Raw genomic sequence first — 26,371 nt, forward strand, 5'->3', positions numbered from 1 at the left:
TACTTATCGGCATTAAAGGTCAATGTGAAAAGGGGTTGTGTTCACAACTATTATTCCGTTATTCCGTGACTTTCTCAACCTATTTTGTAGGCTTTAATTATTAACATTAGTGTCATCATTAATAAAATACATTACCGATCATCTTTAATGTTAGCTTGTAAGGCATCAACCTGAAAAGTATGAAATAGTGGTTATCACTACATCAGTGAAACCTTGTAATTGATTCAACGGTCACACTTTAAATCGTAAGGTAAGCTTATTTATGGCTTATTTTAATGCTTTCTAAACTCAGCTTATTTGCGTGTCATAGTCAAACGATAACTCTCATTAATCGCTCAACACTGTGAGTGTTAACGTCATTGACTAGCTATATCGGTATAAAAAGGTTTAATAGCTTAAAATTCAGGCGGCGCTACGCGCATAAAACAAATCAATGCGGGTCTACCTAGGCTAGATTTCACGTAGCGACGCGTTGAAAATGTGTCCTGGCACTCAGTTGAGTGCCAACCGATTAACGTTCACTACAGTGTTGAGGGCAACAAATGCTGTTAAACGAAATTGATTAGAGGTGCTTTAGGCATTGCATACGTTCATAACTAGTCTGCGGTATTCAACAAATGTGACCTCAGCGGATAACTACCGAGCAGTGATTCAGTTAATGATTCATGGTACCAGACGATTATCAGTAGCATTGCTCTATCTAAATGGGTCTATCTAAACGCTCAATACTCAATGTTACGTTGCTTGACAGTCTAAAGCGATAAAAAGCAGTTTCATTCTAGGACGTTATAGGACGCTACGATAATTATGTCTGGACGATGTTGATGTACATAAAAGCGCTAGCTATCGACCCATGATTCAAGGCATTGGTAATTAATCACCTTAATTGGAATGAGAGGAGTCTGAAATTGAGTGAAGCTTTCCACATCCGCACACCTGATTTAACATAATATACATTGTGCGCAGCTATGTGTGTGAGGATATAGAAGTGCCACTAATGATACTTATCGGCATTGGCGCGTCATTTCTCCTGCGCTCGTCGGCATTGCTTGTCATGCCTTAACGATGTCTAGATGGTTCGTCTGCTGTGACAATTTTCTGATAATTAGTCCAAAACATTTAAACTCAAGGCTGCCAAAGTTATTGACGGGGAAATTTAAACTATCGACTGGATACTCAATGGTTGGATATATATTTCGACACTACGGATGTCCGTAGTCATATTGCTAGAATATATCAACATTTTATCTGCGGTACTGAGTGCCATTTGGTGGTGTATTGTGGTGTGAGTAAGTCACGGCGCATTATCCATTTGGGTTGAATACCTTGAGCGGCAAGAAATACTGCATCGGTTCCATAACGTTGATTAATACCATCTAAGGTTTGCATGAGGGGTAAATTGGCTTTTGAGACAGTAAATAAATCGAGCTGACAGTATTTGTCACTGGTTAAATCAAGCAACCCTATGCCAATTTTGTAATACCGCACCCCTTCCCTAAATAACTTATGTGCCGCTTGGGTCATGGCTTTGGTTAGCTCAACGCTGCAATTGGTGGCACAAGGCAACTCGACTAAGGTTTTAAAGCCAGTGGTTTTAAATCCTGTGGGTTGGTCGTCGTAGGGAGAGTTATTGGCAAATAGCAGCATGGTTTGACAACATAAGCCTTGCTTACGCGCTTTTGCTGCAGCAATGGCAACATGTTTACTTAAGGCTTGTAATAACGATGGCTTATCGCAAATGCGTTGCCCCATACTTCTGGTGGAGAAGATCTGCTGCTTATCAGCTCGCGCTTCATCCCACACTTTACATACCTGGCCGTTGAGTTCTCGCACGGTGCGCTCAACCTCGATACCAAATTGTTTACGGGCGGCACCTGGTGGCATAGTGGCAAGTTCGTATGCGGTGGTTATTTTCATTAATTGCAGCCGTTTACTTAGCCGCCGTCCAATTCCCCATACATCACTCACTGCCAATTGCGTTAAAATGGCCACCCGTTCCTGCTCGCTATCGATAACACAAACTCCTTGATAGCCTTCAATTTTCTTTGCGGCATGATTAGCGATTTTCGCCAATGTCATGGTTTCGCCCATACCAACACAAACCGGTAAACGGGTTTCTTTCCAAACGGTACGGCGGATGAGTTGGCCTTGGGTTCGTAGGCATGGAATTGCCGGATAACTCTTTTTAAAGGAGAGAAATGATTCATCAATCGAATACACATGCTGCTCAGGAGCAAAACGGCCAATGATATTCATCATTTTATTGGATAAATCAGCATACAACTCATAGTTGGACGAGCAGGCAATGACCCCACGCTGATCACACAAGGATTTCACTTTAAAATAAGGCACAAATTTTTGAATGCCGGCTTCTTGTGCCTGTCGATTTGCGGCAACAATACACCCATCGTTATTACTTAATACGACGATAGGTTTACCGCGCCAATCGGGACGAAAAACTTGCTCGGCACTGCAATAAAATGCGTTGGCATCGATTAAGGCAAACATAAAAACACCACCTTAATGATCCACCAGTAGTGGGCTTTGACGGTGACAGCGAATCGATCGAGTGACAACGCCTTCGATATTAAAAATATCGTGGTCGTGAATGCTAAGAGGTTGATAGTGTTGGTTAGATGACAGTAATAAACGTCGCTGGGTGTCGATGATTTTACAGACAAACTCACCATTAAAGTTGGCCACTATGACATCGCCACTGCGGGCGCATTCATGGCGGTCAACAATAATCACATCACCATCAAAAATGCCGACGCCTTGCATTGAATCCCCCTGTGCCAACCCGATGAAAGTCGCGTTGGGATGTACTACCAGTAGTTCATCTAAACTTAAGCCTAATTGGCAATACTCAGCCGCAGGGCTTTCGAATCCAGTAATACCAGCACTGGCTGGAAAAGGAATAACACGCATAGATAAGACCCAACAAAATACACTGTATATAAATACAGTGTATTTTAGCAGCCAGGTACAAAGGCGCAAGTTTATTTATCAGCGGGGTTAGCTTTGACAACGAGTAATGTCATTCAGCAGGCTAATAAGTTATGCATGAGTTGTGTGTGGCGTGAAGATGACACTATTTTTAGTATGAAAAATAATCAAACAAACCAATTTGTTAATAATATGGCCTTAATTGAGTAAATGACTGCTGTCATTTGTGTGACCGCTGTTTACACTGAAGTTAATATTTTCATATGAGATAGTTAGCGTATGCCAATCTCCCCTCTTACCAGTGCCAAACTTTACCTACCATCCCTGCTAAGCAGTTTAGATGCCAAAGTAAAATCGACTAAAAGCCTTAACCCGTTAGATAAAATCGTTGGCCAAGAGCGGGCCCAAAGTGCCGTTGAGTTTGCCATGTCGATGCAGGACAAAGGCTACAATATTTACGCCATCGGCCGTAATGGTTTGGGTAAGCGGACGATGGTAATGCGCTATTTAGACCGCTATGATCCTGGTTTGCATCATCCGCTTTATGACTGGTGTTATGTGGTTAATTTTGCTGACGCTCGCACACCCAAGGTGCTGCAACTGCCTCAGGGTAAAGGCGCCCAATTTAAAAAAGATATTGAAGAGTTGATGAAACGGCTTGTCAAAGCCCTACCCTTGGCATTCGATAACGAGATTTACTATACCCGGGCAGACAAATTAAAAGCACAGCTTGCCAGTAAACAAGAAGCGGCATTAAATAAGATCACTAAAGAGGCCGCGGCTAAACACATCAGCCTAAGTATTACCGCTCAGGGCGGCTATGAATTACTCGCCATGAATGGTGATGAGCCCCACTCTGAAGCCACATTTGCGGCATTAAGTCATAAACAGCAACAGACGCTTGAAAATAACATCAGTGAAATAGAATCAAAACTGCGTGAAGTGGTGCGTAAATTTACTGCTTGGGAAGAGCGTTATAGCGATCAACAACAAAAGCATGACGAACAAGTGGCCCAAGATGTCTTAGTGCATTTAATGGACCCGTTAAAGCTAAGCTATGCTGACTATCCCGTGATTAAAACCCACCTGCATGATATGCATAAGGATATTATCGATAATCTGGATATTTTCTTAGAGCAAAATGAAGAACAGGTTGCGCTTGCTTATGCGTCGATGCAGAAAAAAATGCCCCGCCGATATCAAGTGAATGTATTGGTTAATCAAGCCGATAAAACCATGCCTATCGTGGTGGAAGAGAGCCCTAATTATCATAATATTTTTGGTTACATCGAAAATGCGACCTTTAAAGGCACTATTTTTTCTGATTTCTCTTTGATCCGCCCAGGCAGTCTACATCGCGCCAATGGCGGGGTGTTGATGATCGATGCCATCAAGGTATTAGAGCAGCCCTATGTGTGGGATGGATTAAAGCGCGCACTGCGGTCACGCCAGTTAAGCTTAAGCTCGCTCGAACGAGAGGTAACCTTGTCGGGGACCATTTCGCTGGATCCCGAGCCAGTGCCGCTTAATGTCAAAATTATCCTCTTTGGCGATTATCAAACCTACCAGTTATTACAACATTACGATCCTGAGTTTAAAGAGCTATTTAGAGTGACCGCCGATTTTGAAGACGAAATGCCTCGCACCGCACAATCTGAGGCGCTTTACGCCCAATTTATCTCCAGTATTGTCAGTGGTAATAAGATGCTGCATTGCGATCGAGGGGCTATAAAACGGGTTATTGAGTTTAGTGCGCGTCAGGCCGACTCAAAGTATAAATTATCCCTACATTCAGCCGACATTGCTAACCTATTACGTGAAGCTAATTACGTGGCAAAATCCAGCAACGCTAATATGATAAGGGTGAGCCATGTAGAGCAAGCTCTTTATAATCATGAGCTTAGAGTGTGCCGTTTAAAAGATAATGTGATGCAAAGTTTTGTCGATGGCACCACTCTAATCGACACGGCTAATAAGGTTGTCGGTCAGATAAATGCGTTATCGGTTATTGCCACCTCGGATCATCAATTTGGGGTGCCTAATCGTATAACGGCCACCACAGCTTATGGTGAAGGTGCGGTATTTGATATTGAACGCAAGGTGGATCTTGGTGGCAGTATTCACTCAAAAGGGGTGATGATCTTAACCGCATACTTGGCAACCTTGTTTGGCCAAACCGATAAAATCCCCCTGTCGACTCACCTCACCTTCGAGCAAAATTACGGTGGCGTCGATGGCGACAGCGCATCGATGGCCGAGTTATGTGCTATTTTATCGGCGTTTTCGGCCCTGCCATTAAGACAAGATATTGCGATAACAGGCTCGATGAATCAATTTGGCCATGCTCAGCCTATCGGTGGCGTTAATGAAAAAATCGAAGGCTTCTTTGATGTTTGTACCATAAAAGGACGCAGCGATAGCCAAGGGGTGATTATTCCACAGGCCAACGTACAAAATTTAATGTTACGCGATGACATCGTCGCTGCGGTTAAGCAAGGCCGTTTCTCCATTTGGGCGATTAATCATGTTTCAGAAGCCATTGAATTACTCACAGGCATAGCTTGCGGCGAGCGGGACTTTGAGTTTGAAGATTATCCGCCGCAGACAGTGTTAGGTATAGCGGATAAACGCCTGCAAAAATTACGACAGCATGCGAAGCAACAAGCCAAAAAAGCCGACTAAGCCATAGGCCTTAACACGCGCCACAAAAAAAGCCGGCAACTGCCGGCTTTTTTACAACTGATTATCAATACAAGCTATCAATATAAGGGAGTGGCTTTATGCTAGCGCATCTTGTAATGGCGGAACTACCTGCTTTTTACGGCTCAACACACCATCAAGCCAAACGCGGCCATTTTCGGTCGCTTTGCCATAGGCGCGGGTGGTGAGTTCGCTGTCATCAGACACCACCAACATTTCAGACCCTTCTTTCATGATATCGGTGAGCAACAACAGCACACTGTGACGGTTACCTTCCGCTTTTAAGGCGGCGATATCGGCTTCAAGATCGGCTTTGATGTCGTCAAATACTGACAAATCGATCACTTCAAGCTGACCAATACCGATGAGTTTGCCATTCATGTTGAAGTCTTTAAAGTCGCGCATCACCAGATCGCGTACTGGCGTGCCTTCGACCGCAGACTTCACCTTAAACATCTCCATGCCTAAGGCTTTGTAATCTTCAACACCGGCAATTTCAGCTAGCGCTTCAACACATTTTATGTCGGCAGTGGTGCACGTCGGAGATTTAAAGATCACAGTGTCACTTAAAATGGCACATAGCATGATGCCAGCGATATCTTTAGGAATTTCAACACCATAGAAATCGTACATCATCTTGATCACTGTGTTGCTGCAACCCACTGGGCGGATCCAGCACTCAAGCGGAGTCGATGTGGTTAAGTCACCCAGCTTGTGATGGTCGACAATACCCACAATAGTGGCTTGGTCAATATCGTCAGGCGCTTGGGTTAATTCAGAGTGGTCAACAATATACACTTCTTCGCCAGCATAACTTTCTTTAAACTCTGGCGCGTCAAAACCAAAACGCTCTAAAATAAAGGCTGTTTCTGGTGAAAGTTCACCAAGACGAGCTGCAATGGCCGCTTCGCCTATCTGATTTTTAAGGTAAGCCAGCGCAATTGCGCCGCAAATAGAATCTGAATCCGGGATCTTATGTCCCACAACGTACATTGGCATAATTAACTCTCGATGAAAATTTTTCGGCATTTTATCAAAGTCGACATCAATTTACAGTAGCTTAACGCGATAAAATAGTGGAATTGGCATTAACATTATTGGTCATTCAAATAGTGTACTCAGCCGCTGAGCCTAGCTTAGCCGATAAACGCTTATTTAAACGTCACCTAACACATAAAAGCCCGCCAATGCGGGCTTTATTATGATGTTTAATCAACTGAGAGGCTATTGCTGCTGAAGAAAACTCACCACACTGGCCTGCTCGCGCTGTTTTAACATCACACAGTTAGTAACCTGCTCATTGAGTTTAGCTAAACTGCGGCCATAACCGGCGACGTGTTCAACTTTTGGGGTGAAAAACACCTCAGCCCGCTCAAGTGGCGCCAGCTCACAACCGCTGGCAAGGTAGCCTGGTAAACGAGGTAGTGCAAACGGCGGTAATTTACTGGCAATCGCATCATAATGCGCATAAGCCCAATCACGAAAAGCTTGTTTGCGATCATCACGATACAGCTGCCCCGCATAAAGATAACTCAGATCCGGCGCGGTTATCGCCTCGCTCAGACTGTAAGCTAATATCTGTTGCTGCAACTTACCCGCAGGCGCATAACCTAAGGCATACAACAGATGGGTGCGTTGTTGAGCATCTTTAGTGGTTTCAAACTGACGCTGCATCTGCTCAAGCAAGGTGTCGTCGCCATTAAACGCGGCTATCTGCAGATAAGTACCAATCAAGTAGGGATCAGCCGCATCGCTTTGCGCTAAATACGCCTGTGTCTGTTTGGTTGCTGTTGCAATGACATTGGGATCTTGTCCCTCAAACCCTAGCAGCGCGATCAGTGTTGGGCGCAGTTTACTGATCTGCGGATCTTCGCCATCGACGGTCGATAAACCGTAACGCTTGACCGCTAACTGAGCTCTGGCGGTCACAAACTTGGCCCATAACTCACGATTACTGGCATCTATAAAGGTCTGTTTTTGTGCCTGCAACAGCCCTAATGCACTGGCGACCACCTGTGGATGCTGATCATCGACAAATTCACCGATAATATTGAGCAGTGCGCCGCCATCAATAAAGCCTGCATCAAGCAGTGCATCGGCGCCCGACAGCAACGCGAGTCGCTCACGTGGATTGAGTGTCGTTTTGGCTGTGGCTAATAATGCACTCAGTTGTGGTTCTGGCAGTAACCAACGGTAATAGCCCATGCCATCGGCATCGGGGAAAACCCAAGTGGGGGCAAAGGGCAATGTAAAGGTTTGACTTGGCTTATCAAGCAGTAAGGTTTGTTGCTGACTCTGTTTCGCATCGCCAAATTTAAGCGACACTGGCACTGTCCAGGTTTGCGCTGGAGCTTGCGTCCCTGCGCTCACAAAGCGCTGCTGAGATAAGGTTAATTGATCACCATTAAGACTGACTTTCACTAGCGGGTAAGATGATTGCTCGATAAAAGTGCGCAGCACTTGGGGCACATCTTTACCAGAGGCCTTAGCCAGCGCGTTCCACAGATCATCGGCGGTGGTATTTTTATAAGCATGATCTTGAATATATTGACGAATACCCGCCTTAAAGGCACTTTCCCCTATCCAGTTTTCAACCATGGCAAGCACAGCTTCCCCTTTGCTATAGGCTAAACCTAGGCCATCCATAATATCGGCCTCATTATTAATCGGCTTGCGGATCGGCTTGGTCGATAAACGCGCATCTAGGCTCATGACGCGGTTTTTGGGCAAACGTAAGTTGGACTCAAACTCTGGGTGAGTCTGATGGGTAATTTTGGCGGCCATCCAGCTGGCAAAGGCTTCGTTTAACCATAAATCATTCCACCACGCCATGGTCACTAAGTTGCCATACCATTGATGGGCTAGCTCATGGCCTACGATAGAGACCGTACGTTGACGGGCACTTTGGGTGGCGCTGGCATCATCGAGCAATAAAATATCTTCACGGTAAGTCACTAACCCGGCATTTTCCATGGCGCCAAAAGGAAACTCAGGTACGGCGACAGAGTCCAGCTTTGCAAAAGGATAATCAACACCAAAGTAGTCCTCCAATGCTCCTAATACAATAGGCATCTGCTCGGCGGCATATTTGGCTGAGGCAATTTTACCTTTAGTGGTGATCACCCGGCCAGGGACACTCATGCCCTTCACTTCTATCTCTTCAAATTGCCCCACCGCAAACGCCACCAGATAAGAGGAGATGGTCTGCGTTGGCGCAAAGGTATGTATGGTCATGCCATCTTGCTGCTGCGTGTCGACCTCGGGTGTATTGCTATACACCTTTTCGCGACTAGGAGCGCTAATGGTGAGCTGAAATGGGATTTTATACTCAGGCTCATCGAATAGCGGAAATGCACGGCGTGCATCACTCATCTCAAATTGGGTAAACAGATAAGGTAAGTCGCCATCGATAGTCTTATATAAGCCGACCGATTGCCGATTATAGGGGGCGGTAAAATCGAGCGACAAGGTGTATTCACCAGGGGTAATAGTATGCGGGCAGCTGAGTTTCACTATGCCGGTGTCGAGCATGGTGGCCGACATTTCACAGGGCTTATCGCCACTCAAGGTCACATTACTGGCAGTGTAGGCCAGCCCATTGATGTCGAGCACCTTGGTGGCGTTGAGCACGTTAAGGGAGATTTGGGTCGAACCTGAAAAATCATCGCGGGCCGGATCCAGTGACAACTGCACCGCTTGAGAGATAGGTTTAGCGACTTTACTTAATACAAATTCATTGGCACTTAAGCTAGTGCAACTGAGCAACGCTACGGTCACGAGTCCGCCGTTAACGATACGGTACATGAAATCCCCTTTTTAGAAATAGAGTGATGATTAGGTGGTATCGTCGTTCACTGCACAGGCTGATATTTATATTATACGATTAAATATCAATATGTTACGTAATTACGACTGACCATTTATATTAATGATTGTTAATTAATCTCTGCTGCTGGCTATGCTGCTTTAAACCGCGAGGCAATATAGGCTGTGGCAAATTTGTAGCGAATGTTAACAAATGAGCGCTTAGCATAGCTAGCAGACGACACATCTACTTACTAAAAGGGTAATGTCACATGCTGTGGATGTACGCCGCTGAACCACTCTTTACTCAGTGTGCGACTAGGCATACGACAATCATATCGGCTAATGTCGTTAGGCTGATAATGCCAGCCTAACGAGGCTCCTTATCCATATTTTACTGAGTCGACTGCCATTTCATAGCTACACATAATAGCCTTAAATTTAAGCCAGCACCCAAAGGTAAGTTAATGAAAAATAGTTAAAACTGATTTATGCTGGGTCCATTAAGCAGTACGTTAAGTGGACGTTAGGAGCCAAAAAATTACAAGTAGGAGCCATAAATGGAGCGATATTTTAGCGTCACGTTCAGGATTGCCAATAGTATTCGTACTAAACACTACAAAACGGAGCAAAGCGCGATGCGCGGCATTGGTAAGTGGTTGGTTAAACATCAAGATGAGCGCGATATCAACGCTTCATTTTTCAGTGACACCCAGGGGCACTTAAGTTTTGACGCTCCTTTTGAAGCATCGCCATTAAGCGACAGCGTCGATTTTTATAAAAGCAAAGCCTGGCTAAAGCTGAGGTTAGAGGTCTTAGAACGCTATGGCCGCCGCTGCGTCTCTTGTGGCGCATCGGTGCAAACGGGCGCGGTACTGCATGTTGACCATATCAAACCCCGATCGCGTTATCCGGAACTGGCGCTGGATATCAACAATCTACAGATTTTGTGCGAAGCATGTAACTTAGGCAAGATGGCATCGATGGAGCAAGATTGGCGGTAAGTGATATTGATGTTAGATAATAAGGGGGCGCACATCCATGTGCTGCTCTGCAGGGAGATAACAGAAAATAAGCTATCCGTTAGAAGTCGTAACGCAGACCTAAACTTACAATGGTGTCGTCAAAGTCTGAGTATTGTTTAACATCAAACTGACCAATTTCGGTATGAATACGGGTCGATTTGGCTAAACGGTACTCAGCGCCGACTGCCCACTGACTCACTTCTGGCACCACTAGTGCCGCATCACCTAGCGCATCATAGACACGATGTGCAATCTTGCCCGTACCCGAATCATCATTACCGTATTGCGCTTTTAGCAGCAGTTGGTCAATTTGATACGTGGCGCTGACGATAAAGCCTAAGCCATCACGATCTTCATAATGCGGTTTGCTTGGATTCATCAACTCAGTTTGCTGCACTATAGTACCAAGCTTTATGTTATCGAATTTAATGTGACCAACAAAACGAGTCGCTTTAATATCTTCGATACCATCAGAGTAACCCACGTTAAGGTAGACATCACCGCTCTTAAAGAACTTATCACCATAGGTAACAGCCACTTGATAGTTAGGGTTGTCTTTGCGAACATCGGATTCGGCAAAGTAATTGTCTTCCATCAAATAGCTCGCGCCTAGTTGTAACTTGTTCCATTTTGGACTCTTATACTCGAATGAGTCGCCATGGCGTTTATCACCAGGCATAAGACGATCGTGCTTTAGGCTGTAATTATCAAATGCATCGGCAAAGCCTTTGCCCATCTTAAATACAGAGTCGATACGACCTACCGCAAGTGCGCCTAAACTGTCGTGCTTAATACCGATAAATGTCGGACGCGCAGAGAACGGATTGTTTGACTTGCTTTGTGATGCGCCGTTAACGCCCACTTCAACCTTATAAAAAATTGACCAGTCTGGATTAAGCGCGGTTTCGCCTTTAACCCCAAGACGGCTGAAGTTGTTTTCTAAAATAGTGCCACTTTTACCGTCGTGAGTTGCGCTACCCGAATCTGAGTTAGTCACTGAATAGTCTAAACGACCATAAAAATTAACCGTATCATCAGCAAACAGCTGTGGTGACATAAGTAGACTGGTGGCTAATAAAGAAAGCGTAAATGTTTTCATAATCATCATCTCTTATCTTTGTATAAAGGGTTATTTAGTCGCAGGACGTTTGTGTTCCACAATCACACCATCGGCGCGCATCTGCTTATACAGAATATCGGCATGCTTTAGGTACAGATCCCATGAACTTGAACGCTTAGTGAAACCGGTTGCCGCGTAGCTACCGCTGTCACCTGTTGCAGGTAAATCATTGATGTCAAATAGTGATCCACCAGCCTTAAGATGTTCGTTAAGTGCATCAAACATCACGTTAAAGCCGATGCGTGCAGGCTCAACATAATTGATCGAGTCATACTTTGATTGACGATAATATTTTTTCATTGAGGCATCTGTTATCTGCGCTTTTTCATCAGCGAAGATCTCATCAAACTGCGCCTTAGCGATCTGCTTGGTGTCGGTATCAACTACGACACGTAACATGCCAGTGATCCCGGTCCATTTACCTTTGCTGTCTAGCACTTTTTCGGCGTGTTGATAGAACTTGTAATGGGTACCTTCAGTTTGGATTTGATCATAAATTTTGGCTGTTAATGGGATCATCGATTGCTGAATACTGTTTGATGCACCCGCAACAATATCGATACCTAGGTAGCGTAAACGGTTTGGCTCTTTTAGCTTGTTAGCCAATTTAGGATCGTGATTTGGGTTAGGTTCGAAGATGAGTTGGTCTTTCTCCATCATCAACTTTTCCATGGTCAGTGCTGATTGCACCCACGCCGTGCCTTTTTTCTTACCCATAGTGAAGTTGTATTCAGACATACGCTTAGGTACATCTTGGTATAAACGGGTGTAGTAGTTAGGGCGGCCGCTCTCGTTAAACTCGGCTAAAATAACGTCATCTTTGTTGGCGCTGTTAGTGACGACAGTCATGCTGCCTTTATGGCCCTGACGGAAACGAGCTTCCTCATAGTAATAGTCACCAGAGATTAACCCTAGTTGTGGTTGAATTGACCATTTCAATTTAAAGTCATCGTCACCTGAGGCTTCTTTTGAACCAACAGCCACATATTCAGGTTGAATACCGTTAGCACGTGGTAGTTTGTTAACCGCTTTTAAGATACCGTTTGATGAATAAGTGGCGCCAGATACCGCATCGATACCTTCATGACCATTGTTTTTAAGGACTTTTGCCAATAAACGTTCGGCATTAAGAAATAATGATTCGGTTTCATTATGAGACTGGGTTTTAATATCGACGATATTGCCCTGCTCCACTTTGACTTCGAGTACGATTTGGCTTTTTTTACCCTTAGCTTGTACTTGATGTACGCCATCAACGTATTTGCCAGGTGCTACTTGGGTGGCACAACCTACAGTAGTTAAACTAGCAAGTGTGATAGCGGTGAAAATAAGGCTTTGTTTAAAACGTTTTTGAGTGGTCATCTTTTGATTGCCCTTTTATTTAATCATTGGCTATCAGCATAAACCCACCAGATATTTCGACAATTGCGGAAAACCGCAGGTTTGCAACTTAACGTTAATAACTTTGAACAAGGTAACATTTCTCGAGAATATAATAGGTAGCACCACTAATTTAGTGCTACTTCTTATAGCAGGCAATTAATCAATAAAGATGCATTATGAAATATTCATTCCCCACATTACTCGCTTCAGCGGTTATTTTATGTAGCAGTGCTGCTGCGTTAGCAAATGATGTTAACGCGGCAAAAGTGTTACCTAGCGATAAATATTCGCCCGCGACACTAACGCAATTTTATCAATGTGAAGCCAACGGTTTAATCAGTTTTGATGACAAGGTCGCGACACTCAACACGGTTAAGTATTTTGGCACCTCGGTCACTATCAATCTGTACAATATGGATAATGTGCAAGCAAAAACAGCGCTGTGTAACGCATTAGCCGTGATCCAGGAGTATCACTATCTGGCATCCAATTACAGTACCTACCCTCATGTAACCAATATCAAAACCATTAACGAGTCTCCCAGTAAAACCCATAGTATCGATCCGCAGCTGACCGAGCTTATCGCATCAGGTATTGACTGGTATCAGCAGAGCAATGGCTATTTTAATATTGCGCTGTCACCCGTTATCGATCTGTGGCGCAATCACCGCTTTGCTTGCATTAAGGCTAATAATGATCCCAGCCAGTGCAGTATTCCGACACCTGCAGAATTAACTGCTGCAGCTAAATTGACTCACATAGAAGCGATCCAACTTGATAGGCAAGCCAATACCATTCGCTTACAAGAGGGCATGAGTATCGATTTAGGCGGTATTGCCAAAGGTTGGATGGCCGAAAAAGTGTACGACCAATTAAAAGCCGATGGTGCGCAGCAATTTATGATCAATGCAGGCGGTAATATTCGTCACTTTGGCCTGCATCCAGAGGGACGCCAGTTTGTCACTGCGATTGAAGATCCCCTATGTAAAAAAAGTGAGTATCAATTGCCTAAATGCGCCACCTTTGAGGGGCAATTCCATGAAGTGGTGACAGGTCAAGACTTGACTATCGTCAGTAGTGGCAATTACTTACGTTACTTTGAGGTGAAGGGTCAGCAATATCATCACTTAATTGACCCAACCACCCTTTATCCTAAGCCTAATGGCATAGCGACTACCGTAGTCTTAAATGAGCAGCAGATTTATGCTGATGTTATCTCAACCATGTTATTTTTAATGCCGCTAGATAAAGCGTTGGACTTTGTTAATCAACATGATTATGTCGAGGCCATTTGGTATTTAAATGAACAAGGCGAAAAAGTTGAGTCGAAACGTTTTAATCAATTTAGGGTTGCCTCGCAAAATGCGAACTGAATCCCAAATCGCCCCAAGCTTGTAATGCTACTCACGCGAATAATGAGATGGTAATCATAAAGCCAGTTTAATTAATTTAAGCTGGCTTTTTAATTTCATAAGTATCATCCATAAACTTTTTATTAATTTTTAAAATGAAAGCCTACTATTTATATTTAATCTACCTAAAATTTAAATCACCTCTCTAAGTGAAATCTAAAATGATAAATAAATAGCCATATTGATAACGAGTGATTTTTTATGGTGGCTAACGCTGACCACCTTTTGAGCACAACCAATTTATTTATCTTGCCATATCAAATCTGATTTTATCATTTATCACGTTTACCTCTGAGACAGAGCGTTTCACCTGAGCTTAGCGCCGAACTAATGATAATTGACAGTCAAGTCGCCTTTATCCTTGAACGATTTGTACCTCTATCTCCCCGCCCCCTTGTGAGCCAGATCACCTCCTGTAATTAAGCAATTAAGAAAATAAGCCAAAGTAAGTCATAATACTGACTATGATATGTTGCTATTGGCCCCTTAAATGAGTTTGCCCGCGCAAAATACAGCGTTATCGCTATCAACCAACGCTATCTTCAGGATGTTTACCTTACTACTGACCATAACCATTACTTTGGGTATGGGGATAGGGATTGCTCATGGCGAAGATGATGTCGCTATTGCCTCTGGTCAAGATGCACAAACAGCTATGGTAAGTGAGCAGAGCCACGAGCGCCCCTTCACTGTGGGAGCGCTGGCATTTTCTGCACCCGAGGTGGTTTATCAACGTTGGGCGCCCACCTTGGCGCGGGTGAGTCAAGCCACCGGGATCCCATTGACACTAGTGCCGCTCACGCCCGATCAACTGGTTGCCAGAGTGGCCAACAATGAGCTCGACTTCATTATTGGTAACGCCCTCATTACTGTGGCGTTTAAAAAAGATTACGGAGTAAGTCACTTATTGACTTTAGTCCCCCACATTAGAGCAACACCAGAACACGCCATTGGCTCGGCCTTGATCGCTAAAAAAGATCTGAATATCAATAGCCTTAATGATCTTAAGCCACTAGGTATCATCTCAACCGATCCTAACGCCTTTGGTGGCTTTCAAATTATTGCCGGTGAGATGGTTGAACAAGGTATTGCACCGCTTAGCGATCTCAAGCAACTTAACTTTGTTGGCTTTCCCCAAGATAAACTACTCAACTACATACTTGAAGATCGCGCCGATGTGGCCATTTTACCCAGTTGCGTATTAGAAAATGCCATTAACAGGGCAGCGATTCCGGCCGATAAACTACACGTTTTATTACCGCAGGTGCACAGCGACTTCCAATGTCAGGTTTCAAGCAAGCTTTACCCCTCATATGCTTTTTCTAAGCTGGGACACACTGATCACCGTGTTGCAACGCAAATAGTACGTGAACTATTGACGATCGATGCTGACGATGCTGAAGCGATAACCGGGCGCTACCAATATTGGTCGGCACCGGTACAGGATAATCACGTGTTTGCCTTACTCGAACATCTGGATCGCTGGCCTTTTGTGACCAACTGGCAGCGACTGGTCGCCGATATGACGCCTTGGGCCATGCTCACTGGCTTAGTGTTACTTTTGGGATACTTACACCACCTGCGAGTGAAACGGTTAGTGGTAAAGCGCACTCAAGCCTTAAGCGATGAAATGGCGCAGCACAAAAACACCCAAAAGACGCTATTTGAACAACAAAAGCAATTTTATAGAGCGCAGCGAGTATTATTAACCGGTGAAATGGCTTCTGGTATCGCCCATGAACTCAATCAACCGCTGGCTGGGATCCGCTATCTGACCCAAGGGTGTATCTATCGTCTTGGAGACGGTCATGATGAGTTAAAATCGGCCCTCACCAAAGCGATTCAACAAGTGGATCGAGCGCAAAACACCATCAAGCGTTTTCGCCAATTTTGCCACCAGCCAAGTGTACTACAAGATTGTGACTTACAAGAGCTTATCGAAGATACCCTCAATTTAATGCAACCTGACTTTAATCGAATAAAGCTGCACCCCCACTTAAACTTAATGCCACTCACCGTATCGATTGACGTGAGTTTGATGCAGCAGGTGATCGTTAATCTGCTGCGTAATGCGCTCGATGCCATGGAAACCATAGAGCAACCTAAGTTGTCATTGTTAACCTGCCAAACCGAGCAAGACGCTCACATCGCCATTACCGATAATGGTATAGGGTTAAGCGAAGCGGCACTGCAGCGACTATTCTTCCCTTTTGAAACATCAAAGGTGCATGGGCTCGGGTTGGGTATGGTGGTGTGTAAACGCATTATCGAAGAGCACGGGGGGAAAATTCGCGCTATGAACAATCACGAACTCAATACCAGTGATGCTCCCTGGGCAACTCCTTACCCACGTGGTGTAACCATCCTCGTGACACTTCCACTGAAGGCGCAGACAGATGTGTAAATTGTATTTAGTCGACGACGACCAAGATGTATTGGACTCTTTGAGCTGGATGCTCGACGGACTGGGCCATCAAACCCACAGTTTTCTCTCAGGAGAGGCATTTCTCGCTCAGGTCAATCTGCAGCAACCCGGCATTGCCATCTTAGATATTCAGATGCCTAGTATCGATGGTATCGAGTTATTAGACAGGATAAAAGCGACCCATAGCCCAATTGCCGTCATCATGCTCACAGGCCACGGCACCATTAATATGGCGGTGCAATCCATTCAAAAAGGGGCGCTCGACTTTCTCGAAAAGCCAGTCGATGGCGACAAACTTAACAGCTTAATCAAGCTAGCCGAGCACGAGACCGCCAATAGCTATGCCCAGCGAACCCAACAAGCGAGTGTGAGTGAGCGCATCGCTAGCTTAACGCCGCGCGAGCGGCAAGTAATGCATAAAGTGTTAGAAGGTAAACTTAATAAGGTGATCGCCAATGAGCTTGATATCGCCCAGCGCACCATAGAATTACATCGACAAAAAGTGATGCAAAAAATGCAGGTTAATAATATTGCTGAATTGGCGTATCTGATGGCGAAAAGTGATGCCGACATCAAAGTGCCACATTAGTGACCTAAGTAGGAAAACTGCATGAATGTAAAAAAGGTTTTTGTTACCCACAGCATCGCACTCATGATCATGTCTGCATTTAGCTGTGCACAGGCATCACCGGCAAGACTATCAGTCGACAGCCCTGCCAACTTAGCTCAACCGTCACCGTACCAAACCGTGGCGCAAGATTTTAATGATCAATTTCACCAAGCACTTAAAAAGCATAAAGTTCCTGGCGGTGCCATGGTGGTGGTACAAGGAGATAGCATTGCCACGCTTGCTACCTTTGGTAAGCGTCGTAAAGGGGGCAAGGATAAGGTCGATGCTAATACGGTATTTCGCCTCGCCTCGATATCGAAAACCTTTGCTGGGACTCTCGCCAGCCTGCTAGTACATGAGCACAATCTGAGTTGGCAGCAACCGATCGTGGCTTACTTACCCGAGTTTCGCTTAGCCGATCCTAAGCAAAGCCAACAGATCACCCTAGGTCATATTGTCGGCCAAAGCAGCGGCCTCATGCCCAATAGCTACGACAACCTAATCAATGCCAACGTCAAACTGGATAAAGTGGTCAGCCAATTTGTTAAGCTTAACCCTATCTGTGCTCCTGGGGTGTGTTATAGCTACCAAAATATTGCTTTCTCATTTATTCAGCAGGCTATCGAACAAGAAAGTGGCCAAAGTTATGATGAGCTGATTAACCAACGACTATTTGTCCCTTTAGCAATGGACACGGCCTCAGTCGGCTTTGCGGCGTTTAATCATGCCAGCAATCGCGCCGAGCCACATATTAAAACCCGAAGCGGTTTTAAGCGCGTCAAGGTTAAACCTAATTATTATCAGTTAGCCCCCGCCGCAGGGGTTAATGCCAGCATCACAGATATCAGTAAATGGCTTATTGCCAATATGGGTTATCGGCCCGATGTGGTTCCCCAACGAGTGCTTGAAGATGTAACCACACCAGGTGTACGCACCACCAAAGAACTTAGGCGACGAGATTGGCGACCTTACCTTGATGATGCCCATTATGGTAAAGGGTGGCGAGTCTATCAATTTGAAGGTCAAACGCTGATATATCATGCAGGTTGGGTAGCGGGTTATGTGGCAGAAATTGCCTATTCGCCAGAGCTTAAGCTGGGGATGGCCATTTTACTTAATGGCGAATCGAGAGTAGTGAGCGAGCTTAGCGCGCAATTTTGGCATCAAGTATTTAGCCTACATAACCATAGCGGTACACAATAACAGGCATGATAAAGAGATAAAAAAAGGAAGTCACTTGGAGGAGCGCCTTCCTAAGGTGATGGACAAACTCAACTTTAATGTGTCTGCAGGGATAAACTCTATAGTCAAAAATACGTTTGATCCAAAACGACTGCGTTAAACCAAATGGGTTAATACCAACCAGCCAAAACAGTCCCTATCAAACGATAAACGCACAATACGAAATGCTTCAGTAGATGCTCGATAACGATGATGGGGCACGGAGCAGTGGTAGTCGTTACGTGACGCGAATGTAACAAGATCACTCTTAATCTGTGTTAACGCTATTTTTTATGCCAGCCTAACGCTAATAACATGTCGAGCTGGTTAAAATTCGCATAGAATACTCATTTGAATAAAAATACCGCTTTATGCACTTTTAAAAATATAACCCCGAGATATTTTTAACCGATATTCAGAATGAGGCATAACTATTCATCATTTAGCATCACCAAGCCATGAACGATAGACAATAAATACCCGTAATTACCCTATAAATACGTCAAAGCGTTTTACCATCGAGTTGATAAAGAGCGCCGTGCCGTTGCTAGGTATCACAACAACAGCGGCTAGCTCTTTTAGATTATCGGTTAAGGCTGAGTTTAAAAGCTGTTTGTAAGTCCTGTAACGGTGAGAGATCTAGGGTGCTTTTACGGCTACGACTAAACAATGATGACTCAATAAACAGTGAGAACCAGGCATTAAGGCTATTAGCGTTGGCGACTTCACCTGCGCTTGCTAGCGCTAACGCGGCCACTTCGGCGGTACCTAACTGGAAATCGCGACTGCCCTTACGTAAGCCATAACGCGCAGCGGTCTCTGGGGTAAAAGATAATAGCGGCAGTTGATGTAAATAAGGGCTTTTACTGAACATTTTAATCGCTTCTCGCCAACTACCATCGAGTAACACCAATAAGGGCCGCTTTCCTGAAGGAGACGCTTCGACTTGGCCTGTTTGGGTCACCGACTCGACAACCGCTTGACCCGGTTTAGCGTATTCACTGGGAAACACCACATAAGGTTGATAGTGCGGCGAGTTAAGCAGGTTCAATAGTTTGCGATTAGCGTAGTTACGCGACCAAATATAAGCATGGGTATCGGGAATAAGATCGGCAATTAAGCGTCCCGAATTACTGGGCTTTAACACTTCATCGTCGTACATGATCAATAAAAAACTGACATTGGAGTCAAGCTGTCGACGAAATTCACAGGTACAAAACTGCTGCGCCAATAAGCAGGCCTCGCAGCGTAGCAGGTTTTTACCGCGAGCATTATAGGGTCTGGTTGAGATCGCTTTACGATATTGGTACCGCTGGTGGATAGCGTGAGGTGTAAAACCCATAATCTATTTTTTGCCTTTAAAAAATTTCAATGCAATGGTGGCGCCACATCTATCGTTGTGTCGACGATACGCCAAAGGTTCCTCTATTATAGAGGACAATAAAAAAGCGAGCATCTGCTCGCCTTTTTGATGGGTTTATCACCACTAGAGTATGCGGCGCAGTAAAAAGTCAGCCTTAATGCGCCGAATGCGATTCATAATTTTGCGCACCGGCGCTGGGTAATCTTTTAAGGTTTCAATTTGACTGTAGTGATACAAACGCTGGGTATGCTCAAGAATATGCGCCTGTTCATCAGCAAAGTGTGATTGCCAGCACCCCTCTTTATCGTGGATAAGCAAGCCATTTTCTAAGTCCAGCGCCCAAGCACGCGGATTAAGATTAGACCCGGTGATCAGATGATACTGTTCATCCGAGCTTATTCCCTTAAGGTGATAACTATTACGCCCATGTTTCCATAAATGAATGTTCAGCTGACCTGAGTCGATAGCCCACTGCTGGCGCTTAGCAAATTTGCGCAGCGCCTGTTCATACAAGTAAGGCAGTGCGCCAATGGTGGAGAACTGCTCTTCTGGCGGAATAAAAAAGTCGTTAGCCGTTTTGTCACCCACCACAATATCGATGCGTTTTCCCTGCTTAAGGTGCTTAGATAAGGCGCGAGACAATATATAGGGCGGATTAAAATAGGGAGTGCAGATAAACAGTGAGCGCTTAGATTCAGCAACCAAATCAACAATCAGCCGATTGAGTTTATTACGCTTACGACCTAGTCCCACTAACGGCGTCACTCGATTACCGCGTTTGGTGGCAGTAAACTCATATTTTGCCGCGCTTAAACGCGATTTAAGTGTGCGTACATCGGCCTTATCGGGTAACAGCTCGCTCTCTTGCGGCTGAGTTAATGACGTCACCGCTTTATCGCTAACAATGTAATCTTGCACCATTTGGCGCATTGATCGAGCGAGCTCTGGCGAATCAATCACGTGATAACGATCGAAGCGGTATTTATCGCCTTGATGTAGATAAATATTATTTAAACTGGCGCCGCTATAGATAACGGTATCGTCGATAATGAAGCCCTTGAGGTGTAATACCCCCATAAACTCACGAGATTTCACCGGCACCCCTAGAATGGTGATCGGATATTCTGCCTGTCCCATCACCTTGCGATACATTAAATAATTGCCACTATCGCCTTTGTGACCAATGAGTCCGCGGCGCGCACGATGAAAATCCACCAAGACAGTGACATCTAATTGGGGGTTGTTGGCTTTGGCATCCATAAGCGCCGTGAGAATTTCACGACCCGCTTCGTCATCCTCGAGATACAATGCGGCGATCGTGATGGCAAACTTAGCCTGAGAAATCTGTGTTAATAATTCGGCTTTAAGCGCCGAAGGGGTTAGCAACCAACGAATTGCATCGGGTTGTAACGCAATACCACCTAGCTGATCCAGCAAGGTATCCTCCTTCAAAAATAGTGACCATCACGGCAATAGCAAGGGTATAAATACCCTGATACATGACTTAAAGGCTTCAATAACTAATCAACGCAATCCAGCGTGATTATGTGCCCTTATGCCCCGTGATGTATGTCAGGATCTTGGTCTCACATGAGCACTTCAAATTGCCTAGCTGCGTAGCTATTTATAATCCGCAAACCACCCGAGTGGTAATGCGTGAAGCTCCATCGACACAATAATGCCCCATGGCGAGCCTATCCTTCTCTCAAGGGGATAGAAATTACCGATTTACACTAGATGGGGCAAGGTTTTTCTACAAGATTGGGAGTTGACGAGCTAAATAATGGTTTTAATTTAACCAAACAGTTAAGTGACGCCCAATTATTGTGCATCGGCGTCAAATTTATGCAGTCGTCACGGCTTTTATATTACTGCAAGGCTACAATAAAACGTTGGCGTTAAAATGAGATCACTATGAACATCAAATTACTTATCACTCTAGCCTTAACGTTGTTGGCCGCTTGGGGGATTTTTCATTTTAAAACCCAGTTGGGTTTACTGATATTACCGTTATTTATTGCACTGGTGCTCTTTGTCACCTTGCGCCTATACCGCTTGATGGAAAAAGATGCGCCTGAAGATAAAGATTAAACACGCAAGTTAAAACTCACTAGAAAAGAGGAAAGTTGCTTGCTGGCATCGAGCTGTCCATAATGGGCCTTTAGCCTCAACGTTATCATTGCCATGCCTTTTAAACTGTTCGCCACTCAATGTTTCCCTTCTCGCCACCCATTATGGCTCAGCCTAACTCTAGTAGGTGCGCTTACCAGCGTCTCACAAACGGGCTACAGCACTGAGTACGCAAGCACAGCGACAACAGCCACACGGACATCCCCCCTCCCATTACAGACACCATTTCAAGTACAGGCTCAATCACAATCTAAGTCGCAAGCAAACGCCGTAACATTGCAGCAATGGCAGCCGGCAACGTTTGAAAGCATGACTCGTCAGTTAGCCCCACGTCACTCCCAATTAGCCATCGGCGTGGTCGACTTACATTCAGGCCAGGCGTTATATCAGCACAATATTGATACTTTAATGCAGCCCGCTAGCACCCAAAAGCTGCTGACCGCCGTTGCAGCAACGGCTCAACTGGGCAATGCCTTTCGCTTTACCACCGCCCTTTATGGTCAATCAGTGAACCATAAAGGAGAGCTTAATGGCGATCTCTATATACGCTTTAGCGGCGATCCCAGCCTCACCCGCAATGATTTAAGCTATTTAATACAACAGCTCTTTGAGCAAGGCGTACATACCATTAAGGGGAACGTCTATTTGGTGGGTCAGGCCGAAGAGCAGCTTCGCGCTCCTGGTTGGGTGTGGGACGATCTAGGCATCTGTTACGCCGCGCCTGTGTCGCAATTTGTCATTGATAGAAATTGCATTTTCGGTGAACTCACGCCGCAACTTGGCAGCAATCACAGCCAGTTGAATTTTCCAAAGGATCTTCCGGTCACCTTAACGACCAGTGCCCAGTTTGATAAAAATAATCAACGGGCATTGTGCGATTTGGCATTACAACGCTTACCCAACAATCACTTTCACTTAAGCGGTTGCTTTGCGGGTAACCAAGCATTGAAGCTGGCCATCGCCATTAATGAACCTGCCCTTTACGCCCAGCAAGTCGTGACTCAACTTTTTGGCAAAAGTAATGTACGCCTGAGCGGTAACGTGCAGCTCAGCAACCAAGTCAACAAGCAGACCAAGTTGCTGGCGCAGCATCACTCTGCGGCCTTGCCCGAATTGCTGAGCACCATGTTACTGACCTCTGATAACTTAATTGCCGATAGCCTATTCAAAGCGCTAGGCGCGGATGTGTATCAACAGCCAGGCACATTTCTCTCTGGCGCTAAAGCAATGAAACAGGTTTTAACTGATGAAGGCATTGACCTTGACTATGGGCAAATTATCGATGGCTCAGGGCTATCACGCTATAACTTGTTAAGCGCAAGGCAACTGACGCAGGTATTACTGCTTATTTATCAAGATGAGCGCTTTAGGTCTTTACTGGCGCAGTTACCGCTGGCCGGGCGTAGCGGCTCTTTGCGATACAAATCGGGTTACCGCCAAGCCCCCTTGCAAGATAAGGTGCGGGCTAAAACAGGTTCAATGCAAGGGGTCGACAACTTAGCAGGCTATTTAGGCTTAAATGCTGAAGATAATCTGCTATTTGTGATCCTTGAAAATGGCATTGGCCCGCAGCAAAAGCAGCCACAACCCATGCCCTTTAGCACGCAATGGTTAACGGCGTTATTGAAGAATCCCAACCAACGCCCTCTCAGTAAGCATTAGTAACAAAAACGCGTCTAAGTTGGCCTTAGACGCGTTGTTTATGTCGCTTTTATAGAGCTATTCGTCAGCATTTAGAATAGCGATTCATCCATTGCCATCACCGTCGCATCGCCACTACTGACTTGAGCTAAATGGTAATCGACCTTAGGTAACAGTTTAGCCATATAAAAATCAGCCAATTGCTGTTTGGTTTGGCTAAATTGTTGATCTTGATGGTCTGCGGCTTTATCGGCCATCAATAACCAGTAATAGCCATACATTAGATGACCAAAGGCATCGAGAAAGTCGACCGCCGAGGCATTGATCAATGCAGGTTGAGTCAATTTATTATCGTTGATCTGGTGCGCCACCGTTAATAGCGCTTCAAATCGTGAAGCCACCGCATTTTTATGCTCGTCACAAATGTGCGTCATCGCGGTCAAGGTTGCTTGATGTTCAGTGACAAATTCAGTCAATGCAGTGACATTATCGCCTGTGGTTTTACGGCCTAAGAAGTCGATAGCTTGGATACCATTAGTACCCTCATAGATCTGGGCGATACGAGTGTCGCGCACTAGCTGCTCAATGCCGGTTTCACGAATATAACCGTGACCACCAAACACTTGCTGAGCCATCACCGCGGCATCTAAACCTCTATCGGACAAAAACGCCTTAGCAACTGGAGTCATCAAGCCAACATAACGAGCGGCTTTGGCTTTAACTTCACCTTCACCATATTTGGCTAAATCCAATTGTTGACCCGTATAGACTGACATTGCACGGCCCGCTTCAGTATAACAACGGATATTCAGCAACATGCGCCTAACATCACCGTGGACCAAAATAGGATCGCTTATCGCCCCAGTTGGTGAGCCGCCAGCGGCAACGCCTTGAGTACGCTCTTTTGCATACTCAGCAGCCATCTGATAAGCCGCTTGAGATGTACCCAGCCCTTGAATGCCAATGGCTAAGCGCTCATAGTTCATCATGGTGAACATGCAGACTAACCCGCGATTGGCTTTACCAATGAGGTAACCTTGAGCATTATCAAAGTTCATCACACAGGTCGCAGAGCCCTTAAGCCCCATTTTGTGTTCGATCGACCCAACAGTGACGCCGTTAGTCTCACCCAGCTCACCGTCATCATTCACCTTAATCTTAGGCACTAAAAATAGCGAAATACCGTTTGAGTCAGGCAACTTGGCCAAAACCAGATGGATAACGTTGTCGGTGAGATCGTGATCGCCACCAGTAATGAATATTTTACTGCCGCTAATAAGATAACTGCCATCATCTTGTGGCACTGCTTTGGTGCGAATGTTACGCAGATCCGAGCCCGCTTGCGGCTCTGTCATGTCCATGGCTCCAGCCCATTCACCGCTATAAAGCTGAGGTAAATAGGCAGCTTTAAGTGCATCACTGCCATGAGCGTTAATGCATAAAGCCGCGCCCGCCGTTAATGAGCCGTACAGCGTAAAAGCGTTACAGGCACTGTAAGCCATCTCATCGACAAGAACCCCGAGCATTTTAGGCATTCCCATACCACCGAAATCAGGCTCGCCGCAGAGTCCGACCCACCCCCCCTGCGCATACTCCTCATACACCGCTTTGTAACCGTCGGGTGTGATCACCTTATCACCTTGATGACGCACGCCTTGCTCATCGCCGCTGCGGTTTATAGGATGGATCAAATCACGCGCGATTTTATCGGCTTCATCCATAATCGCCACCGCGGTGTCCATGTCTACCGACTCGGCAAGTTGAGGAAGCTTAGCCCAGGTTTGCGGTGCATCAAATACACCTTCTAGCAGGAATTTCATGTCGGCCAACGGCGCGTAATATGGATTCATCTTTTACTCTCAAACATCAAATTAAAACAGTTGTTTTAATCTATACTAACTCGTTAACAGAATAAAGCCTTTTGTTAAGGAACCGTGGGCTGCTTCCATAAAAAAAGCCCCGCAAAAATTGCGAGGCTATTTGATAAAAATTTACAGCGATCACCACATTAAATCGTCAGGGATCACATAATCCGCGTAAGGATCGTCTTCAGCCACTGTCTCTGCTTGCGCATCTTGTTGCCACAAGTAACCGCACCACTCAGGTACCAATAAGTGGACTCGTTCAGCTAATTTATGCGGCACCAAATAACTGGTCTCTTCATAACGAACGATCCCAAGTTGGCCATTAAGTAGCTGGCTTTGCAGCTTGTTGGTAATGTAAACAGAATAAATTTTAGTGCCTAGAGTGTAGTTAAATTTAACTTCAGCTCCTTTAGGGACATCAACGGCGAGACGCTTAAACTCGGTGATAAGCCCTCTTACTTGGCCTTTTTCTGTCGCCTGGGCAAAGCGTTGCTCATTGAGCGCTTTGTCTTTGGCTATTTGAGCCTGCTTCTTGGCGGCGATTTCTTGCTTTAGCGCCTCTGAGCCATCGTCTACCTTGGCTTTACGATCGCGGCGTTTTTGGGTTTTAGTATCACGCACTTTTTGTTTGCTTACTAAACCCGCTTTTAACAGTTGTTCTTGAAATGGGTTCGCCATGGGTTTCTCACTATCCTTGATAGCAAGCATTGCTGCTATCTCGTTATG

18 protein-coding genes are annotated in these 26,371 nt (G+C 45.2%); 8 read left to right on the forward strand and 10 right to left on the reverse strand.

Features of this window, described 5'->3' with window-relative positions; translation table 11 throughout:
- Nucleotides 1-1,236: 1,236 nt before the first annotated feature.
- Nucleotides 1,237-2,508 (reverse strand): Y-family DNA polymerase, encoded by a 1,272-nt coding sequence (locus tag AC5YBX_RS09110; RefSeq protein WP_494524779.1) that lies wholly within the window; start codon nucleotides 2,506-2,508, stop codon nucleotides 1,237-1,239.
- Between the two features lie 12 nt (nucleotides 2,509-2,520).
- Complete coding sequence (locus AC5YBX_RS09115) at nucleotides 2,521-2,928, reverse strand: LexA family protein (protein WP_494519104.1); 408 nt, start codon at nucleotides 2,926-2,928, stop codon at nucleotides 2,521-2,523.
- A gap of 297 nt (nucleotides 2,929-3,225) precedes the next feature.
- Here AC5YBX_RS09115 and AC5YBX_RS09120 point away from each other — a divergent pair, with 297 nt between their 5' ends.
- A complete protein-coding gene (locus AC5YBX_RS09120; RefSeq protein WP_494519103.1) occupies nucleotides 3,226-5,628 on the forward strand; it encodes a Lon protease family protein in 2,403 nt (800 codons plus the stop codon).
- Nucleotides 5,629-5,724: 96 nt separating this feature from the next.
- Here AC5YBX_RS09120 and AC5YBX_RS09125 read toward each other — a convergent pair whose 3' ends face one another.
- Together AC5YBX_RS09125 and AC5YBX_RS09130 are read right to left on the reverse strand one after the other, a co-directional pair.
- A complete protein-coding gene (locus tag AC5YBX_RS09125; RefSeq protein WP_110457849.1) occupies nucleotides 5,725-6,645 on the reverse strand; it encodes a manganese-dependent inorganic pyrophosphatase in 921 nt (306 codons plus the stop codon).
- A gap of 225 nt (nucleotides 6,646-6,870) precedes the next feature.
- A complete protein-coding gene (locus AC5YBX_RS09130) occupies nucleotides 6,871-9,450 on the reverse strand; it encodes a M1 family metallopeptidase (protein WP_494519102.1) in 2,580 nt (859 codons plus the stop codon).
- Nucleotides 9,451-10,010: 560 nt separating this feature from the next.
- Between AC5YBX_RS09130 and AC5YBX_RS09135 the strand changes: the two genes are divergently transcribed.
- On the forward strand, nucleotides 10,011-10,454 hold the full coding sequence (locus AC5YBX_RS09135; RefSeq protein WP_494519101.1) for an HNH endonuclease: 444 nt from the start codon (nucleotides 10,011-10,013) through the stop codon (nucleotides 10,452-10,454).
- A gap of 79 nt (nucleotides 10,455-10,533) precedes the next feature.
- Here AC5YBX_RS09135 and AC5YBX_RS09140 read toward each other — a convergent pair whose 3' ends face one another.
- A complete protein-coding gene (locus AC5YBX_RS09140; protein ID WP_494519100.1) occupies nucleotides 10,534-11,574 on the reverse strand; it encodes a porin in 1,041 nt (346 codons plus the stop codon).
- Between the two features lie 30 nt (nucleotides 11,575-11,604).
- Nucleotides 11,605-12,957, reverse strand: coding sequence for an FMN-binding protein (locus AC5YBX_RS09145; protein WP_494519099.1), 1,353 nt, complete (start codon nucleotides 12,955-12,957; stop codon nucleotides 11,605-11,607).
- 197 nt (nucleotides 12,958-13,154) lie between these two features.
- On the opposite strand from AC5YBX_RS09145, the gene AC5YBX_RS09150 reads away from it, so the two are divergent.
- The 4 genes from AC5YBX_RS09150 (at nucleotide 13,155) to AC5YBX_RS09165 (ending at nucleotide 18,628) form a co-directional block, all read left to right on the forward strand.
- On the forward strand, nucleotides 13,155-14,351 hold the full coding sequence (locus AC5YBX_RS09150; RefSeq protein ID WP_494519098.1) for an FAD:protein FMN transferase: 1,197 nt from the start codon (nucleotides 13,155-13,157) through the stop codon (nucleotides 14,349-14,351).
- A gap of 529 nt (nucleotides 14,352-14,880) precedes the next feature.
- Complete coding sequence (locus AC5YBX_RS09155; protein ID WP_494523548.1) at nucleotides 14,881-16,794, forward strand: sensor histidine kinase; 1,914 nt, start codon at nucleotides 14,881-14,883, stop codon at nucleotides 16,792-16,794.
- Entirely contained in the window at nucleotides 16,787-17,404 is a 618-nt protein-coding gene (locus AC5YBX_RS09160; protein ID WP_494523549.1) for a response regulator transcription factor, read from the forward strand. The genes AC5YBX_RS09155 and AC5YBX_RS09160 overlap by 8 nt, the downstream gene beginning before the upstream one ends.
- A gap of 21 nt (nucleotides 17,405-17,425) precedes the next feature.
- Entirely contained in the window at nucleotides 17,426-18,628 is a 1,203-nt protein-coding gene (locus tag AC5YBX_RS09165) for a serine hydrolase domain-containing protein (protein ID WP_494523550.1), read from the forward strand.
- 601 nt (nucleotides 18,629-19,229) lie between these two features.
- Here AC5YBX_RS09165 and AC5YBX_RS09170 read toward each other — a convergent pair.
- Both AC5YBX_RS09170 and pssA read right to left on the reverse strand, forming a co-directional pair.
- Complete coding sequence (locus AC5YBX_RS09170; protein WP_475516873.1) at nucleotides 19,230-19,988, reverse strand: tRNA-uridine aminocarboxypropyltransferase; 759 nt, start codon at nucleotides 19,986-19,988, stop codon at nucleotides 19,230-19,232.
- A gap of 144 nt (nucleotides 19,989-20,132) precedes the next feature.
- Nucleotides 20,133-21,446 (reverse strand): CDP-diacylglycerol--serine O-phosphatidyltransferase, encoded by a 1,314-nt coding sequence (pssA, locus tag AC5YBX_RS09175; protein ID WP_494519094.1) that lies wholly within the window; start codon nucleotides 21,444-21,446, stop codon nucleotides 20,133-20,135.
- Between the two features lie 477 nt (nucleotides 21,447-21,923).
- Between pssA and AC5YBX_RS09180 the strand changes: the two genes are divergently transcribed.
- Nucleotides 21,924-22,100 carry a hypothetical protein gene (locus AC5YBX_RS09180; RefSeq protein WP_494519093.1) on the forward strand — a complete coding sequence of 59 codons (177 nt, stop codon included), beginning with the start codon at nucleotides 21,924-21,926 and terminating at the stop codon, nucleotides 22,098-22,100.
- 93 nt (nucleotides 22,101-22,193) lie between these two features.
- On the forward strand, nucleotides 22,194-23,801 hold the full coding sequence (dacB, locus tag AC5YBX_RS09185; RefSeq protein ID WP_494523551.1) for a D-alanyl-D-alanine carboxypeptidase/D-alanyl-D-alanine endopeptidase: 1,608 nt from the start codon (nucleotides 22,194-22,196) through the stop codon (nucleotides 23,799-23,801).
- A 71-nt stretch (nucleotides 23,802-23,872) separates the two neighbouring features.
- On the opposite strand, the gene AC5YBX_RS09190 is transcribed toward dacB, so the two are convergent.
- Together AC5YBX_RS09190 and AC5YBX_RS09195 are read right to left on the reverse strand one after the other, a co-directional pair.
- On the reverse strand, nucleotides 23,873-25,630 hold the full coding sequence (locus AC5YBX_RS09190) for an acyl-CoA dehydrogenase C-terminal domain-containing protein (protein ID WP_494523552.1): 1,758 nt from the start codon (nucleotides 25,628-25,630) through the stop codon (nucleotides 23,873-23,875).
- A gap of 150 nt (nucleotides 25,631-25,780) precedes the next feature.
- Nucleotides 25,781-26,323, reverse strand: coding sequence for a DUF2058 domain-containing protein (locus AC5YBX_RS09195; RefSeq protein ID WP_494523553.1), 543 nt, complete (start codon nucleotides 26,321-26,323; stop codon nucleotides 25,781-25,783).
- Nucleotides 26,324-26,371 lie beyond the last annotated feature (48 nt).

It is taken from the genome of Shewanella sp. 492 (genome assembly GCF_059338445.1).